This is a genomic window from Pontimonas sp., from assembly GCF_031581085.1.
In the GTDB taxonomy this organism is placed as follows: Bacteria; Actinomycetota; Actinomycetes; order Actinomycetales; family Microbacteriaceae; genus Pontimonas.
The window spans coordinates 1-15,404 of sequence record NZ_JAVLBO010000009.1 but is presented as its reverse complement, the minus strand read 5'-3'; the positions used below and the strand labels follow the sequence as shown (position 1 = coordinate 15,404).

General features: G+C 62.1%; 16 protein-coding genes. 9 read left to right on the top strand and 7 right to left on the bottom strand.

The window, feature by feature from the left end:
• The coding region (locus RI518_RS03955) for an HAD family phosphatase (protein ID WP_310689413.1) at positions 1-445 on the top strand (445 nt) is incomplete at its 5' end.
• Positions 446-464: 19 nt separating this feature from the next.
• On the opposite strand, the gene RI518_RS03950 is transcribed toward RI518_RS03955, so the two are convergent.
• Positions 465-1,175 carry a beta-ketoacyl-ACP reductase gene (locus RI518_RS03950; protein WP_310671021.1) on the bottom strand — a complete coding sequence of 237 codons (711 nt, stop codon included), beginning with the start codon at positions 1,173-1,175 and terminating at the stop codon, positions 465-467.
• Positions 1,176-1,222: 47 nt separating this feature from the next.
• On the opposite strand from RI518_RS03950, the gene RI518_RS03945 reads away from it, so the two are divergent.
• Both RI518_RS03945 and RI518_RS03940 read left to right on the top strand, forming a co-directional pair.
• Positions 1,223-1,498 carry a DUF3099 domain-containing protein gene (locus tag RI518_RS03945; RefSeq protein ID WP_310671131.1) on the top strand — a complete coding sequence of 92 codons (276 nt, stop codon included), beginning with the start codon at positions 1,223-1,225 and terminating at the stop codon, positions 1,496-1,498.
• Between the two features lie 208 nt (positions 1,499-1,706).
• Positions 1,707-2,534 carry an SURF1 family protein gene (locus RI518_RS03940; RefSeq protein WP_310671022.1) on the top strand — a complete coding sequence of 276 codons (828 nt, stop codon included), beginning with the start codon at positions 1,707-1,709 and terminating at the stop codon, positions 2,532-2,534.
• Here the strand turns inward: RI518_RS03940 and RI518_RS03935 are convergent.
• The 5 genes from RI518_RS03935 to sufB are packed head-to-tail and all read right to left on the bottom strand — an operon-like array spanning position 2,531 to position 6,587.
• The gene (locus RI518_RS03935) at positions 2,531-2,863 is read right to left on the bottom strand and encodes a metal-sulfur cluster assembly factor (protein ID WP_104913544.1); all 333 of its coding nucleotides are present in this window, start codon (positions 2,861-2,863) and stop codon (positions 2,531-2,533) included. The two genes, RI518_RS03940 and RI518_RS03935, sit on opposite strands and share 4 nt — an antisense overlap.
• Positions 2,863-3,624, bottom strand: coding sequence for a Fe-S cluster assembly ATPase SufC (sufC, locus tag RI518_RS03930; RefSeq protein WP_310671024.1), 762 nt, complete (start codon positions 3,622-3,624; stop codon positions 2,863-2,865). Before sufC ends, RI518_RS03935 begins: the two co-directional genes overlap by 1 nt.
• Before the next feature lie 24 nt (positions 3,625-3,648).
• On the bottom strand, positions 3,649-3,978 hold the full coding sequence (locus RI518_RS03925) for a non-heme iron oxygenase ferredoxin subunit (RefSeq protein WP_397428118.1): 330 nt from the start codon (positions 3,976-3,978) through the stop codon (positions 3,649-3,651).
• Positions 3,979-3,983: 5 nt separating this feature from the next.
• Positions 3,984-5,168 (bottom strand): Fe-S cluster assembly protein SufD, encoded by a 1,185-nt coding sequence (sufD, locus tag RI518_RS03920; protein ID WP_310671026.1) that lies wholly within the window; start codon positions 5,166-5,168, stop codon positions 3,984-3,986.
• Positions 5,169-6,587, bottom strand: coding sequence for a Fe-S cluster assembly protein SufB (gene sufB, locus RI518_RS03915; RefSeq protein WP_310671027.1), 1,419 nt, complete (start codon positions 6,585-6,587; stop codon positions 5,169-5,171).
• A 186-nt stretch (positions 6,588-6,773) separates the two neighbouring features.
• Between sufB and RI518_RS03910 the strand changes: the two genes are divergently transcribed.
• Positions 6,774-7,736, top strand: a complete 963-nt coding sequence (locus RI518_RS03910; protein WP_310689411.1) for a COX15/CtaA family protein — start codon at positions 6,774-6,776, stop codon at positions 7,734-7,736.
• Here RI518_RS03910 and RI518_RS03905 read toward each other — a convergent pair.
• Complete coding sequence (locus RI518_RS03905) at positions 7,657-8,541, bottom strand: heme o synthase (RefSeq protein ID WP_310671133.1); 885 nt, start codon at positions 8,539-8,541, stop codon at positions 7,657-7,659. The genes RI518_RS03910 and RI518_RS03905 overlap by 80 nt on opposite strands.
• Before the next feature lie 289 nt (positions 8,542-8,830).
• Here RI518_RS03905 and tkt point away from each other — a divergent pair, with 289 nt between their 5' ends.
• The 5 genes from tkt to RI518_RS03880 form a co-directional block, all read left to right on the top strand.
• On the top strand, positions 8,831-10,912 hold the full coding sequence (gene tkt, locus RI518_RS03900) for a transketolase (protein ID WP_310689410.1): 2,082 nt from the start codon (positions 8,831-8,833) through the stop codon (positions 10,910-10,912).
• A 10-nt stretch (positions 10,913-10,922) separates the two neighbouring features.
• Positions 10,923-12,026 (top strand): transaldolase, encoded by a 1,104-nt coding sequence (tal, locus tag RI518_RS03895; protein WP_310671030.1) that lies wholly within the window; start codon positions 10,923-10,925, stop codon positions 12,024-12,026.
• Positions 12,023-13,594 carry a glucose-6-phosphate isomerase gene (locus RI518_RS03890; protein WP_310689408.1) on the top strand — a complete coding sequence of 524 codons (1,572 nt, stop codon included), beginning with the start codon at positions 12,023-12,025 and terminating at the stop codon, positions 13,592-13,594. The genes tal and RI518_RS03890 overlap by 4 nt, the downstream gene beginning before the upstream one ends.
• Positions 13,591-15,111: a glucose-6-phosphate dehydrogenase gene (gene zwf, locus RI518_RS03885; protein ID WP_310671032.1), complete on the top strand. Its 1,521-nt coding sequence runs from the start codon at positions 13,591-13,593 to the stop codon at positions 15,109-15,111. The genes RI518_RS03890 and zwf overlap by 4 nt, the downstream gene beginning before the upstream one ends.
• On the top strand, positions 15,108-15,404 hold a 297-nt coding region (locus tag RI518_RS03880; protein WP_310689407.1), incomplete at its 3' end, for a glucose-6-phosphate dehydrogenase assembly protein OpcA. The genes zwf and RI518_RS03880, both read left to right, overlap by 4 nt.

The following is a 15,404-nucleotide window of genomic DNA, read 5'->3' as shown; positions in this document are numbered from 1 at the left end:
AGTCACGGCCACGCCCGGTGCACGCGAGCTCGTGGACGCGGTCCACCGTGCAGGGGGGCTTGTCTGTGCGGTCTCCGGAGGCTTTCACGAATTGGTGGATGGCCTCTTGGACTCCTTGGGCGTGGACCATTGGCAGGCCAACCGCCTCGCCGTTTCCGAAGGGGTTCTCACCGGAGCCCGAGAAGGGCCCCTGGTCGACGCCGTCGCAAAGGCGCGCTGGCTGGAGCGATGGGCCGAGGAGTCGGGTGCGCTGCGCACGGTCGCGATTGGTGATGGGGCCAACGACCTCGACATGATGGCGGCCGCCGATGTCTCTATTGGTTTTATGCCCAAGGCGTTGGTGCGCCAACAGGCCACCCACTGCATCGACGCCCGCGACGTATCGCAGGCCATTGGACTACTGGGCTTGGAGCGCTCTGCGCCGGCGGTCGCCAACGAAGAGTGACACTACTGGCCTGGCCGCGTTAGTGACCCATCCCCAGACCACCGTCGACGGGGATCACCGCTCCGGAAATGTAACCCGCGTCGTCAGAGGCCAGCCAGGTCACCACTCGGGCGACTTCTTGGGGCTCTGCAAAACGACCGGCGGGGATTGCCTGCAGGTATGTCCCCCGCTGTTCTTCGCTTAGTTCATCGGTCATGTCGGTGTTGATAAAACCCGGTGCGACGACATTGGCGGTGATACCCCGTCCGCCCAGTTCCCTGGTCAATGAGCGGGCAAAACCGACGAGGCCGGATTTCGCTGCGGCGTAATTGACTTGGCCTGGAGAGCCATAGAGTCCGACCACACTGGAGATCAAAATCACCCGGCCAAAACGGCCCTTCACCATCGACTTGATGGCCCGCTTCACGACACGAAAAACGCCGGTGAGGTTGGTGTTAATAACGGTTTCGAAATCCTCATCCGACATCCGCATGAGAAGCGTGTCGCGGGTGATGCCCGCGTTGGCCACCACCACTTCGATCGGCCCGAGCTGTTGCTCCACCTCAGCCAGTGCCCTATCCAGGCTTTCTGCGTCGGTGACGTCGGCGCGAACGGTGAGGGTGCCACTTGGGCCTTCACCGGATCGCGCGGTCACCGCGACGCGATGCCCGGCACTCACGCACTCCTCGGCGATGGCGTAGCCGATGCCTCGATTGCCTCCGGTGACCAAAATTGTTCGTGTCGTTGCCATAGCTATCAAGCATATGTGCAGGCTGAGCCCTTAGCATTGTGAGCACTATGGATCAGGTCAATGCGGTCACCTCGCTGCACGAGTCGCCCCACGACGAGAGACGCTCCCGGATGGTCAAATACTCCGCCGCGATGGGCGTGCGTCTGGTGTGTATCGGCTTGTGCTTTGTCACGCCCGGTGCGTGGCTGTTGGTCCCCGCTGCCGGAGCCGTGTTGCTGCCGTACTTGGCTGTCGTGGCCGCCAACCAGGTCACCCAGCGGGGAAATACCGCCCAAGCGTACGCGCCCTCCCAGATTGTTCGATACGACTCCTCCGCGAACTAGTGCTCGGCGATAGCGGCCCCAGTACTCTGCGTTGTTCTAGGCGCAGCTGCGAAGAGCCCGCGCAACGAGAAATTGTCTGGCGAAACCCCAAGATTCATTCCGAAGATCGCGAAAAAATCTGGCTCTCCTGCGCAGCACACGAAACCTTTTTCGTGGAGTACCTCTCCTCGCGGTCATTCCCGGTCTCCTCTCGAGAATTGAGCGCACAGTGAACCTCATTCGTGTGGCACTGAGTACCCGTTGGCTGGTGGGCCTCGCACTCACGATCGTGTTTGCCCTCATCACCACGATGTTTGGCCTGTGGCAGTGGGACCGCCGGGGTCAGGCGGTGGCAGAAATCGAGCGGGTAGAAAACAACTGGGACCGTGACCCGGTGCCGGTATCCCAGCTCGCCTCCGGCCTCAATCGCTTCGATGACGACCTGAAATGGCGCCCGGTCACCCTCGAGGGTAGCTACCGAGAAGATCAACAGCTTCTGGTGCGCACGAGGCCACGCGGTGGACAAGTGGGCTTCGACGTGGTCCTGCCCTTCGTCACCGAGGACAATCAGGCCTACCTGGTCAGCCGCGGCTGGGTGCCTACCGGAGAAAATCAGGACGGACCCGACGCCGTTGCCTCACCCCCGGGGGGAACCGTGGCGCTCGTGGGTCGGCTACTGCCCGGCGAGGTCACCATTGACGGTCGGGGTGCACCAGAGGGTCAACTCGCGACCGTGAATCTCGAACAGGCCGCTACTGCTACCGGAATAGAGCTCTACCCCCACGCCTACATCGCGATGGAGAGTGAATCACCCGCGGTCAGTCCCACTCCCCTGCTCCAAGACAAACCTCAATTAGATGAAGGGCCCCACCTGAGCTACACCTTCCAGTGGTACCTGTTTGGGATTTTAGGTTTTATCGCCTGGGGCTACCTGCTGAGAGAAGAACTTCGACGCCGCCAGGGGCTCGAACGACCGAAGGATGTCAGCAAGGCACGCGCGGATCAAGACTTTGAGGATGCCGTCGTTGACCGTGCGCAGGCGATGGAGCGGCGCTAAAGGTTAAAACCGAGGGCGCGCATCATGTCGCGACCGTCTTCGGTGATGCGCTCCTGGCCCCACGGTGGCATCCAGACCCAGTTGATCCTGAAACGCTCGGCCACCCCGTCGATGGCTTTCGAGATTTCTTCCTCGATCACATCGGTCAGCGGGCACCCCGCAGACGTCAGGGTCATGCTGATGATGAGTGCGTCTTCTTCATCGTCCCAGCTGAGGTCGTAGATCAGGCCCAAATCCACGATGTTGACCCCCAACTCGGGGTCAATGACATCTTTCAGCGCCTCTTGCACCGAATCAAACTTCTGGTCATCGAGAGTGATCGTTCCCATTAGTTCACCTCCTGGCTTAGGTAGCGGTCGTAACCTTCCTCTTCGAGGCGGTCGGCCAATTCGGCGCCGCCCTCTTCCACGATTTTGCCGTCCACGATCACGTGAACGAAGTCGGGGCTGATGTAGCGCAGGATTCGGGTGTAGTGGGTGATCAGCAAAATGCCCACCCCCGTCTTCTCCTTCGCCTCATTGACTCCCTGAGCCACGATCTTGAGCGCGTCGACGTCGAGACCCGAGTCAGTTTCGTCCAAGACCGCGATCTTCGGACCGAGCACCTGCAGCTGCATGATTTCGTGACGCTTCTTCTCACCGCCGGAGAAGCCCTCGTTGACGCTGCGCTCTGCGAAACCAGGGTCCATTTTGAGCGAACTCATGGCCGCTTTCAGATCGCCCACCCACTGGCGCAGGGCGGGAGCCTTGCCGTCGACCGCCTGCTTCGCGGTGCGAAGGAAGTTGGTCACCGTCACGCCGGGAATTTCCACCGGGTACTGCATCGCGAGGAAAAGACCCGCGCGGGCGCGTTCGTCGGTCGCCATGGCGAGGACGTCTTCGCCATCGAGAGTGATCGACCCGGAGGTGACGTCATAGCGGGGGTGTCCCGCAATCGTGTAGGCGAGTGTGGATTTGCCCGAGCCGTTAGGGCCCATGATCGCGTGGGTTTGGCCCTGATCCAGGGTGAGGTTCACACCCTTGAGAATTTCCACAGGGCCCGCGTCAGTCTGAATACTGACGTGCAGGTCGTTGATTTCTAGTGTCGACATCACAATCCTTCTCTGTGTTGCGGGTTAGGCGTCGGCGTTTTCGCCCACGGTGACAGTGGGGTCGATGTAGACCTCACCGTCCTTCACGCTCAATTGGTAGACGGGTACGGGCTCGAAAGCCGGAAAGTTTCGAGGCTTACCGCTGTGCAGGTCAAACTGCGAACCGTGCGCCCAGCACTCCAGGGCATCGTCTTCGACGAACCCTTCGCTCAGTGAGATTTCACCGTGTGAGCAGGTGTCTCCCAGAGCGTGGAGTTCTCCGGCCGAATCTTTCACCAGGGCAATGGGCAGACCGTCAATGGTGACTTTCAGTGCGGTACCCACGGCGACGTCGTCGGCCTTACAGACCAAGATTTCGCTCACGACTCCTCCTCCACGGCGCGAAGTTTGTCTTTCACCCGATCCAACAGCTTTTCGGAAAGCTCGGCATCAGAAATCTTCAACACAATTTCGCCCAGAAAGCCCTGCACGACCAAGCGTCTCGCAGCGACCTCAGGAATACCGCGCGACTGCAAGTAGAACAGGTGCTCATCGTCGAATCGTCCGGTGGCACTGGCGTGCCCGGCACCGGCGATGTCACCGGTTTTAATCTCCAGGTTCGGAATTGAGTCCGCCCGAGTCCCATCAGAGAGCACCAGGTTGCGGTTTTCCTCGTACGAGTCGGTACCCGTCGCCTCGGCGCCAATAAGCACGTCCCCAATCCACACGGTCCGCGCACCGCGGCCGTGCAGGGCACCCTTATAGCTGACCCGCGAGCGTGTGTCGGGGCCCTCGTGGTGGACATACACCCGGTGTTCCAGGTGCTGGTCGCTCTCGGCGAAATACACGCCGTAGAGCTCGGCGCCCGAGCCTCGTCCAGCGAGGGTAATCGACGGGTTGACCACGACGATACGGCCACCCATGCTCGCCGCAAAGTGACGCAGCTGGGCGTCGCGGCCCACGGTGCCAAAGTGGGGCGAATAGTGAATCGCGCCTTCGTCCCACTCCTGCAAGCAGACCAACTCGAGGCTCGATCCGGCCTCTAACTGGATTTCCACATTCTCGGCCAGTACTGCCGGACCCCGAGACTCGATAATGACGTCCGCGTGGGAACCCTCGGTGACGCGAATGAGCGTGTGCGCCGCGCGCGGTGAGTCCCCGAGATCCTGTCGGAGAATGCGAGTGGTCTCGCGCTGCGGGGAGCCCACCGTGATTTCCAGCACCTGTTCCACCTGGGACCAGGCATTGGCCGAAAGACGATCCTCGGGCAGACCGGCCACACCACGCGACGACTGCGTGGCGTCCACAAACTCGACGCTGACACCGGACGGTGGAGTGCATTCAATCGGGTACGCCCCACCCTCCAGCGGTCCATCGATTAGGGCTTTGAGGTCGGAGACTGGGCTCAGCCGCCATTCCGGTTCCCGCCCCGTCACCGCGGCAAAATCTGCCGGGTCGACGGACGAGAACCGCTCGGATCGGGTTTGAACCGGAATCGCGCCGGTCACACGTGTCTGCGACGGGTCGAGCGTGACGTTCGACCCGTTCGGTGTCGCTGTGGTCATCTAGCCGACTGACCCTTCCATATTCATCTCGATGAGCTTGTTGAGCTCCAGGGCGTACTCCATGGGCAGCTCCCGTGCGATGGGCTCGATAAAGCCTCGCACAATCATCGCCATCGCTTCATCTTCCGGGAGGCCACGTGACTGGAGGTAGAACAGCTGCTCTTCGCTCACCTTAGAGACCGTTGCTTCGTGACCCAGAACGACATCGTCGACTCGGATGTCAATTGCCGGGTAGGTGTCGGAGCGCGAAATGGTGTCGACCAACAGCGCGTCACAGCGCACCGTGTTCGCCGAGTGGTGAGCGTTTTCGTCCACCTTCACCTCTCCGCGGTAACCTGCTCGACCGCCACCGCGGGCGATCGATTTCGACACGATCGAGGAGGTGGTGTGCGGGGCCATGTGGATCATTTTGGCGCCCGCGTCCTGGTGCTGACCGGGTCCCGCGAAGGCAACCGAGAGAGTCTCACCCTTGGCGTGCTCACCGACGAGGAAGACCGAGGGGTACTTCATGGTCACTTTGGACCCGAGGTTCCCGTCAATCCACTCCATGGTCGCACCCTCGTGGGCAATGGCGCGCTTGGTCACCAGGTTGTAGACGTTGTTCGACCAGTTTTGGATCGTGGTGTAGCGCACGCGGGCATTTTTCTTGACAATGATTTCCACCACGGCGGAGTGCAACGAATCCGACGAGTAAATCGGCGCCGTGCAGCCTTCGATGTAGTGCACATACGAACCCTCGTCCGCAATGATCAGCGTGCGCTCGAACTGACCCATGTTCTCGGTGTTAATCCGGAAGTAGGCCTGGAGCGGAATCTCGACGTGCACGCCCGGCGGGACATACACGAACGAGCCGCCCGACCAGACAGCTGTGTTCAACGCCGCGAACTTATTGTCTCCGGAGGGGATCACCGTTCCGAAGTATTCGGTGAAGAATTCGGGGTGTTCGCGAAGCGCCGTGTCGGTGTCGAGGAAGAGCACACCCTGTTCTTCCAGGTCTTCACGAATCTGGTGGTAGACCACTTCAGATTCGTACTGCGCGGCGACGCCGGCGACCAACCGGGAGCGCTCTGCTTCGGGGATGCCGAGGCGTTCGTAGGTGTTACGGATTTCTTCGGGCAGGTCTTCCCAGGTTTGGGCCTGGCGCTCGGTGGAGCGCACGAAGTACTTGATTTTGTCGAAGTCGATTCCGCTCAGATCGGCGCCGAAGTTCGGCATCGGTTTGCGTTCGAAAATCTTCAGAGCCTTGAGGCGCATTTCGCGCATCCAGTCGGGCTCGTCTTTCAGGTCGGAAATTTCGGTGACGGTGTCGGGAGAGAGCCCGCGTTTGGCGATTTCGCCTGCCGCGTCGGCGTCGTGCCAACCGAATTCGTAGTTTCCCAGACCTTCAAGGTCGGGACGGTCCAAAAGAATGTCGGACATTTTTTCCTCGCTTTCGCTCGTGCAGGGCTCGCACCGAGGGCTTTCAGCGATGTATCGGTCTGCTGACCTACACTGCCGGACAGGACCCTTCAGGGTGACGGCGCCACCTCGAAACGGTGCGAGGCACCATTGCCATAGCGCTTATTACTCTAGTAGGGACGGCCCCAAAGCAGAAGGGCTTTAGGTGTGAGAAACCTGTGGATGTGGTTGCCCGATCGTGTGCTCGGTCGCGTGCGGTTTTTCGCCTGGGCGTCCTTGGTCAGCCAAATTCTCATCATCGGAACGGGCGGTGCGGTGCGGCTCACCGGCTCAGGACTGGGGTGTCCCACCTGGCCGCGGTGCACCGAAGATTCCTTCGTGAGCACCCCGGAGATGGGCTTCCACGGCATCATCGAATTCGGAAACCGACTGCTGACCTTTCTCCTCATCATCATCGCAATCGGGATGTTTCTGATGGTGGTGCGGATGCGCTCCGAGCGACCCGAGCTCTTTCGCCTCTCGGTGGCCCTCGGGCTGGGAATCCCCGCCCAGGCAGTGTTGGGCGGCATCACCGTACTGACCGACCTCAACCCCTACGTGGTTGGTCTGCACTACCTGCTCTCGGCCGTTCTGGTGGGCTTAGCCGCCTGGCTGCTCTACCGCGTTCGAGTGGGCCCTGCCAGTCGCATTCGCTCCGCCGGCGGGCTGCTGGCCGGGATTCTTCCCGCGGCATTGGCTGTCCTGGGCGTCTCCATCGTGCTGGGTACCCTGACCACCGGTTCGGGACCACACGCCGGTGACGGCGGAGCGGCCCGGAACAACCTGGACTCAGAGCTACTCCAGCACCTCCACTCTTGGCCGTCCTACGTCTTTTTCACCCTCACGGTCGTGGCGACGGTGCTCGCCTTCCGCGGCGGTCACTCCCCCGCGGATACCCGCCTGAAGCGCACGATGAGTGGATTAACCGTCATGACGCTCGTACAAATTGGTGTCGGGCTGTATCAGGCCCGCAACGGTCTGCCGGAATTGGCCGTGGGAATCCACATGGTCGTTGCGGCCGTCGTGGTCGCGCTCAACGTCACCGCCCTGTTTAGTACCCGGGAAGACCCGGAATCAGTGCCAACAATGGATCGACACCGACAGCGAGAAACAGCAGCGTCAGGTAGGTAATGCTCGAGTGGAATACCTTCATCGGGCGTAAGTCGGTTTCGCCGCGCACCGCCCGCGCGTAGAGCCGGTGTGATTCGATAATGAACCAGGTGCCGCCTCCGGCGGCCGCGAACCAGTACAGCGGACCCATCGGCGCAATCGGGATGAGCAGTAGTGAGGTGACAATCGTCGCCCAGGCGTACAGGATGACGTGCACGCTTACTTCTCGGGGGCCTCGCACCACGGCCAGCATGGGTACGCCGACGCCGCTGTAGTCGTCGCGGTAGCGCATCGACAGCGGCCAGTAGTGCGCGGGAGTCCACAAGAACACCACGGTAAACAGGACCCATGCCTCGAGGGAGAGCTCTCCGGTCACGGCCGCCCAGCCGATGAGGACCGGGAAACAGCCGGCAATTCCGCCCCAAATGATGTTTTGTTCGCTGCGCCTTTTCAACCAGAGCGTGTAGACGAACACGTAGAACAGGATCGCCGCCAGCGACAGCAGCGCGGCGAGCGGGTTGGCTGCCAGCCACAGCAGCGTGACCGAGGAAATGCCCAAAACCCAGGCAAACACCAACGCCTGGCGCCCCGTGATCTCACCGGTAACCAGCGGGCGAGCCGACGTGCGGGCCATGTCCTTATCGATATCGCGGTCGATGTAATTGTTAAACGCGTTGGCGCTTCCCGCGCTCAGTGCACCCCCGAATAACGTGGCCAGCACCAACCAGAGGTTGGGGATACCGCGCTCAGCCAACACCATGACCGGGGCCGTCGTGACAAGCAGGAGTTCGATGACCCGGGGCTTTGTGAGCGCCACGTAAGCCATCAGGCGGTTGTGCGACACGGAACCGGTCGACGGGTGTGCGCGAGAGTGGGCGTGATCCAGCGAAGAGGTCATGGTGTCCCTCCATTGTAGATGGCCGGGCTTTCGCGTTCTGAATGGATGCCGAGATGCGTCGATATACTGGGGTCACTTCCCCGCGTCTACGTATCGTCGCTGGCGCTAACGGGTCGCCGTAGAGGCCCCAGGGGTGGACCCCAGTGTTCGTCAACCCAGTGTTCGTCAACCCAGCGTTCTTCAACCCAGTGTTCGTCAACCTCAAAGGACTGACCCGATGACTTCCGTATTTTCCGACATCGACCGCACCGCGGTCGACACCGCCCGCCTACTCGCCGCCGACGCCGTAGAAAAAGTGGGAAATGGCCACCCGGGTACGGCGATGAGCCTCGCCCCGGTCGCCTACCTGCTCTACCAAAAGGTGATGCGCCACGACCCCACCGACCCACACTGGATCGGACGTGACCGCTTCATCCTCTCGGCCGGGCATTCGTCGCTTACCCAGTACGTCCAGCTGTATTTGGGCGGTTTCGGGTTGGAGCTCGATGACCTCAAAGCCCTTCGCACCTGGGGTTCACAAACCCCCGGACACCCCGAATACGGTCACACCCGCGGTGTGGAAATCACGACCGGGCCCCTCGGTCAAGGCCTCGCCTCGGCGACCGGCTTCGCCTACGCTCAGCGCTTCGAGCGGGGTCTGTTCGACCCGGAGACCCCCGAGGGGCACTCGCCGTTTGACCACTACACCTACGTCATCGCCAGTGACGGCGACATTCAGGAGGGAATCACCAGCGAGGCAGCCTCCCTGGCCGGACACCAGCAATTGGGACGCCTCATCGCCCTCTACGACGCGAACCAGATTTCCATCGAAGACGACACCGACATCGCCTTCACGGAGGATGTCGCCGCCCGCTATGCCGCCTACGGCTGGGACGTCCACGTCGTGGACTTTGGCTCAGCGGAGAACTACCACGAGGATGTCGATGCGCTCTTCGAGGCGATCAGCGCAGCGCAGGCTGCGGCCGATAAGCCGAGCTTGATTATTGTCAAAACGATCATCGGCTGGCCCGCGCCCCACAAAATGAACACCGGAAAGATTCACGGTGCGGCAATCGGCGCCGAAGAAATCGCCGAGACCAAGACTATTCTCGGGTTTGACCCCGAAAAACACTTTGCCGTCTCCGATGAGGTCATCGCCCACACCCGCGAGCTGGCGGGGCGAGCTGCACAAGAGCGCGCCGAGTGGACCAAGAAATTTGACGCCTGGCGGGCCGCACAGCCAGAGCGCGCAGCGCTGCTGGAGCGCCTCGAATCGGGCGGACTTCCCGACCTGGAAGCTGCACTGCCGAACTTCGAGGGTGTCGATGCGATGGCGACCCGCGCCGCCTCCGGCAAAGTCATCAACGCCTTGGCCGAAGTGTTGCCCGAATTATGGGGCGGTTCGGCAGACCTCGCCGAGTCGAACGTCACCACCATTGAATCGGCCGCGTCCTTTGCGCCCAGTGACCATTCAACGGCCCAGTGGACGGCGCAACACTACGGTCGTGTCCTCCATTTCGGCATTCGCGAACACGCGATGGCGGCAATTATCAATGGCATTGTCCTCCACGGCCCCACCCGGGCGTTCGGCGGAACCTTCCTCATCTTCTCCGACTACATGCGCCCGGCCGTCCGCCTGGCAGCCCTCATGGGAATCCCGAGTATTTTCGTCTGGACGCACGATTCGGTGGCGCTGGGAGAAGACGGGCCCACCCACCAACCCATCGAGCAGCTTTGGAGTCTGCGGGCTATTCCCGGATTGGATGTGGTGCGACCCGCCGACGCCAATGAGACGGCGTGGGCGTGGAAGACGATGCTGGAGCGTCGAGGAGGTCCCGCCGGGATCGCCCTGACCCGCCAAGGTGTCCCGGTGTTTACCCGGGGAGCTGACTATGCCCCAGCGTCTCTCACCGCCAGAGGGGGCTACACGCTCGCCGAGGCGAGCTCGGCAACACCAGAGGTCATTGTGATCGCGACCGGCTCCGAGGTCTCCCTCGCCGTGGAGGCCAAAACTATTCTCGAAGCCGATGGTGTGCCGACCAGAGTCGTGTCGATGCCCTGCGTGGAATGGTTTGACGAACAAGACCAGGCGTACCGCGATAGCGTCCTACCCCCCGAGGTGTCCGCGCGGGTCTCCGTCGAAGCGGGCATCTCCCAGGGCTGGCGTCGCTTCGTGGGAGACAATGGGGAGAGCGTGTCCATTGAGCACTTCGGCGCCTCAGCGGACTACAAAACCCTCTACCGAGAGTTTGGGATGACCACCGACGCGGTGGTCTCCGCCGCCCGCACTACCCTGGCACGCACACAGGCCACACACTAAGGAGAAGACAGTGAGCGCAACAGCACAACTGAGCACGCTCGGCGTCAGCATCTGGTTGGACGATTTATCCCGCGAACGCATCAGCTCGGGAAACCTCGCTTCACTCATCGCCGAACACGACGTGGTGGGGGTCACCACCAACCCGACAATTTTCCAGCAGGCCATCAGCCAGGGCGACGCCTACGCTGACCAGGTTGCCGCCTTGGGAGCCGCGGGTCACAGCACCGAGGATGCGGTCTTCGCTCTCATGGTCGACGATGTGCGAGACGCCTGCGACATTTTCCTGCCACAATTCGAAGCCAGTGACGGGGTCGACGGTCGGGTCTCGATTGAGGTCTCTCCGGTGCTCGCCCACGACACCGCGGCCACCATCGAGCAGGCGGCCAGGCTCGCCGAGAGCGTGGGGCGAAAAAATGTGTTGATCAAGATTCCCGCGACGAAAGCAGGACTGCCCGCCATCACCGAAACCCTCGCTCGCGGCATCAGCGTCAATGTGACGCTGATTTTCTCCCTGGAGCGCTACCGCGAAGTCGTCGACGCGTATTTTTCGGGTCTGGAAGAAGCTGCTCGACGGGGGGTCGATCTCTCGACCCTGCACTCGGTCGCCTCATTTTTTGTCTCTCGCGTCGACACGGCCATCGATCAGCAGCTCGATGCCATCGGATCCGATGACGCGAAAGCGCTGCGCTCCGCGGCGGGAATCGCCAACGCGCGACTCGCCTACGAGGCCTTCGAGGAGCTGTTTCAGAGCGATCGCGCCGCCGCCCTCGTGGCACAGGGCGCACGCCCGCAGCGGCCGCTCTGGGCGTCGACGGGAGTGAAAGACCCCGCCCTGGCCCCCACGCTCTACGTGACACAACTCGCGGCCCCGCAGACGGTGAACACCATGCCCGAGAAAACCCTTCAGGCGACCGCCCAGCTCTCCGCAATCGACGGTGACCAGGTGACCGGCTTTTACCCCGAAGCCCACGAAGTGCTCGATAGTGTCGCCAGGTTAGGCATTTCCTATGACGATGTCACCGAAGCGCTGGAGGCAGAGGGCGTGACCAAGTTCATCGACAGTTGGAGAGAACTACTGGCGACAGTGGAGAAAGCCCTTGGCGCCACCCGATGACACTCCGGGTTCACGTTGATACTGAATTCCTGGCGCCGCTGGGCACATCCCTCACCCGGTTGGTGAAGGGCGAAGTGCCCTCACGAGTCGCCTCGGGTGACTCCACCCTGTGGGGTGACCAAGCGCAACCCGAAGCCTCCATTCGGCTGGGTTGGGTCGATGATCCGGCTCTCATGCGTCCGCTAGTCGACGATGTCGAGGAATTGCGCCGGGCGTTTGCCGCTGAAGGCGTGACCCGATTTGTTCTGTGCGGGATGGGTGGCTCGTCGCTTGCGCCGGAGGTGATGGCCTCCTGGGCGGGAGTGGAGCTCGACATCCTCGACTCCACGCACCCGGATCAGGTCGCCAGCGCATTGGCGGGTGACCTGGGCAACACCGCGGTCATTGTGTCGTCAAAATCGGGAACAACGGTCGAAACGGCCACCGCGAGAGCGGCGTTTGCCCAGGCGTTTAGTGATGCGGGCATTGACCCGGCGACCCGGATTCTGATTGTGACCGACCCGGACTCCCCCTTGCACACAGAAGCATTGGCTCACGGGCACCGGGTATTTGTCGCCGATCCTCTCGTCGGCGGGCGCTTTTCCGCCCTGACGGCGTTTGGTCTGGTTCCGGCGACCCTTGCCGGCGTGGATACTGCGGCGCTGCTCGCCGACGCTCACGCCGTGTGGGAACACCTCCACGAGGACAGTGCAGAAAACCCGGCGGTAAAGCTCGCCGTGGCACTGTCGACACCACAGCGAGACATCGCCGTACTCACTCCAGCCGAAGACCTTCCGGGTCTTGGTGACTGGATCGAACAACTCGTTGCGGAATCAACGGGTAAGAGTGGCCTGGGAGTACTGCCCGTCGTGGTCTCTTCTGCCTCCTCCCCCGAGGCGCACAACCCCTTCGATGATGTCCTGGTCGTCGATCTCTCCGGCACCAGGGCAGACTCCTCCCACGTCAGTATCACCTCGACGCTGGGTGGCTCGTTTCTGCTGTGGGAATACGCCACGGCGTTTGCTGGTGTGCTGCTCGGGCTGAACCCCTTCGACCAACCCGATGTCGAGAGTGCGAAAACGGCGGCCAGGAGCTTGCTGGAATCGATGCCCCGTCGCGCGGACGCCTCGGAGGTCTCGAACGAGCACACCCTCTGGGCGCCCGGTGAGCAACGAAGCCTCGCCGAGGCGTGGTTGGCTCTGCGGGACGCACTGGGCCACTCTGGTTACCTCGCCCTCCAGGTATACGGCAATCGACTCGAGATGTCCCACTGGACGAGTGTTCGAGACGAGCTCTCGGCCCACCTGAAGCGGCCCGTCACCCTCGGGTTTGGCCCGCGCTTTCTCCACTCCACCGGACAGTTTCACAAAGGGGGAACCCCCGACGGGGTATTTTTCCAAATCGAAATCGAGGCACGCTCTGACCGTGACATTCCCGGCTACCCCTACAGTTTCCAGACGCTCATCGACTCGCAGAGTTGGGGGGATCGTCAGGTCCTGATCGAGCGCGGTCGGCCGGTGCTCACCCTCCGGGTGGACTCGGAAGAGAGTGCACACAGCCTCGTTTCGGGCTTGTGGGGCTCTGCGTGAGACACAACCCGTTACGAGACCCGGCCGATCGGCGCCTGGCTCGCCTGGCGGGACCAAGCGCCCTCGTGATCTTTGGTGTGACGGGCGATCTGGCGCGAAAAAAACTCATTCCCGCCATTTACGACCTCGCCGCGGGCGGTCTGCTCCACCCCGGTTTTTCCGTGGTGGGCTACGGCAGGAGGCCGTGGTCCAACGAAGAGTTCCAGGAGGAAGTCGCCGAATCGATCCGGGCCCACGCGAGGGAACCCTTTGACCAGAGGGTATTCGACGCGCTTCGCGCGGGGCTTCGTTTTGTGGAGGGGAGCTTCAGTGACCCCGAAGGCTTCACCACGCTGGCCTCGGTGCTCGAAGAGTTGGCCCGCACCCGAGGCACCGGGCGCAATCACGCCTACTACCTCTCGATTCCGCCCGGCCAGTTTCCCGTCGTCACCCAGCGCTTGGAAGACGCCGGGCTCACCGAGGACGCTGGCGGGGCGTGGCGGCGGGTCATCGTGGAGAAGCCCTTTGGCAGTGACGAGCAGACCGCGGCGGAATTAAACCTCGCACTCGAGCGGGTATTCAAACCCGAATCGGTGTTTCGCATCGACCACTACTTGGGTAAGGAGACGGTGCAGAACCTGCTGGCGCTGCGCTTTGCCAACTCGATGTATGAACCGATTTGGAATGCCCACTACATCGACCACGTCCAAATCACCATGGCTGAAGAGATCGGCGTGGGATCAAGAGCTGGCTACTACGACGGTATTGGTGCCGCCCGGGATGTCATCCAAAACCACTTGCTCCAGTTGCTCGCTCTGACCGCGATGGAAGAGCCCGGCACACTGCGAGCCGACGATGTGCGGGTCGAAAAGGAAAAGGTTCTCGCCGCCGTCGCTCCCCTGGTTCATCCGCCAAGCGCTTCGGCCAGGGGCCAGTACCTCGCAGGCTGGCAGGGTGGTGGATCTGTCGCCGGCTACTTAGACGAAGCCGGAATCGACCCAGGTTCGAGGACCGAAACGTATGCGGCTCTGCGGTTGGAGGTCAATACCCGGCGCTGGCAGGGTGTCCCCTTCTATTTGCGCACCGGAAAACGTTTAGGACGACGCGTGACCGAAGTCGCCGTGGTGTTCAAAGATGCTCCGGGTCACCTGTTTCCTGAAATTGCCGAGGGAGAGGTGGGACAAAACGCTCTGGTAATCAGGGTCCAACCCGACGAGGGCGTGACGATGCGATTTGCCTCAAAAGTGCCGGGTCCCGAGATGCAAGTGCGAAACGTGACGATGGATTTCGGCTACGGCCACGCCTTCACCGAGACGTCCCCGGAAGCCTACGAGCGGCTCATCTTGGACGTACTCCGCGGAGACGCGCCGCTGTTTCCCCGGCAGAAGGAAGTCGAGTTGTCCTGGCACATTCTCGACCCGGTGCTCGCCCACTGGGAACACAGCGGTACCCCCGAGGGCTACTTGCCGGGTACCTGGGGGCCGCCGTCGGCAGATCATTTACTCCTTCGAGACAACCGTGTCTGGAGGCGGCCGTGATCATCGACCTTCCCGACACCACCGTGGCCGAGGTCAACCGGCGACTCATCAGCGCCCGCGAAGAAGGTGGCGCCGTGGCGCTGGGCCGCGTACTCACCTTCCTCATCTACACCCCGCACGATGGCGAAGAGCAAGCGATTTCCGCGGCCAACGATGCCAGTAGCGAACACCCCATGCGCATCGTCGTCGTGACCGAACCAGAAGCAGACTCGGGCGCACCGGGGCTCTCGGCGCAGATTCGTTTGGGGGGTGACGCCGGGGCCAGTGAGGTCGTGGTGTTACGCCCGGAGGGG

What these genes read in the sequence shown, in the direction of transcription:
- RI518_RS03950 (WP_310671021.1), bottom strand. Translation starts at nt 1,175, where the DNA reads ATGGCAACGACACGAACAATTTTGGTCACCGGAGGCAATCGAGGCATC.
- RI518_RS03945 (WP_310671131.1), top strand. Translation starts at nt 1,223, where the DNA reads ATGGATCAGGTCAATGCGGTCACCTCGCTGCACGAGTCGCCCCACGAC.
- RI518_RS03935 (WP_104913544.1), bottom strand. Translation starts at nt 2,863, where the DNA reads ATGGGAACGATCACTCTCGATGACCAGAAGTTTGATTCGGTGCAAGAG.
- sufC (WP_310671024.1), bottom strand. Translation starts at nt 3,624, where the DNA reads ATGTCGACACTAGAAATCAACGACCTGCACGTCAGTATTCAGACTGAC.
- sufD (WP_310671026.1), bottom strand. Translation starts at nt 5,168, where the DNA reads ATGACCACAGCGACACCGAACGGGTCGAACGTCACGCTCGACCCGTCG.
- sufB (WP_310671027.1), bottom strand. Translation starts at nt 6,587, where the DNA reads ATGTCCGACATTCTTTTGGACCGTCCCGACCTTGAAGGTCTGGGAAAC.
- RI518_RS03905 (WP_310671133.1), bottom strand. Translation starts at nt 8,541, where the DNA reads ATGGCTTACGTGGCGCTCACAAAGCCCCGGGTCATCGAACTCCTGCTT.
- tkt (WP_310689410.1), top strand. Translation starts at nt 8,831, where the DNA reads ATGACTTCCGTATTTTCCGACATCGACCGCACCGCGGTCGACACCGCC.
- RI518_RS03890 (WP_310689408.1), top strand. Translation starts at nt 12,023, where the DNA reads ATGACACTCCGGGTTCACGTTGATACTGAATTCCTGGCGCCGCTGGGC.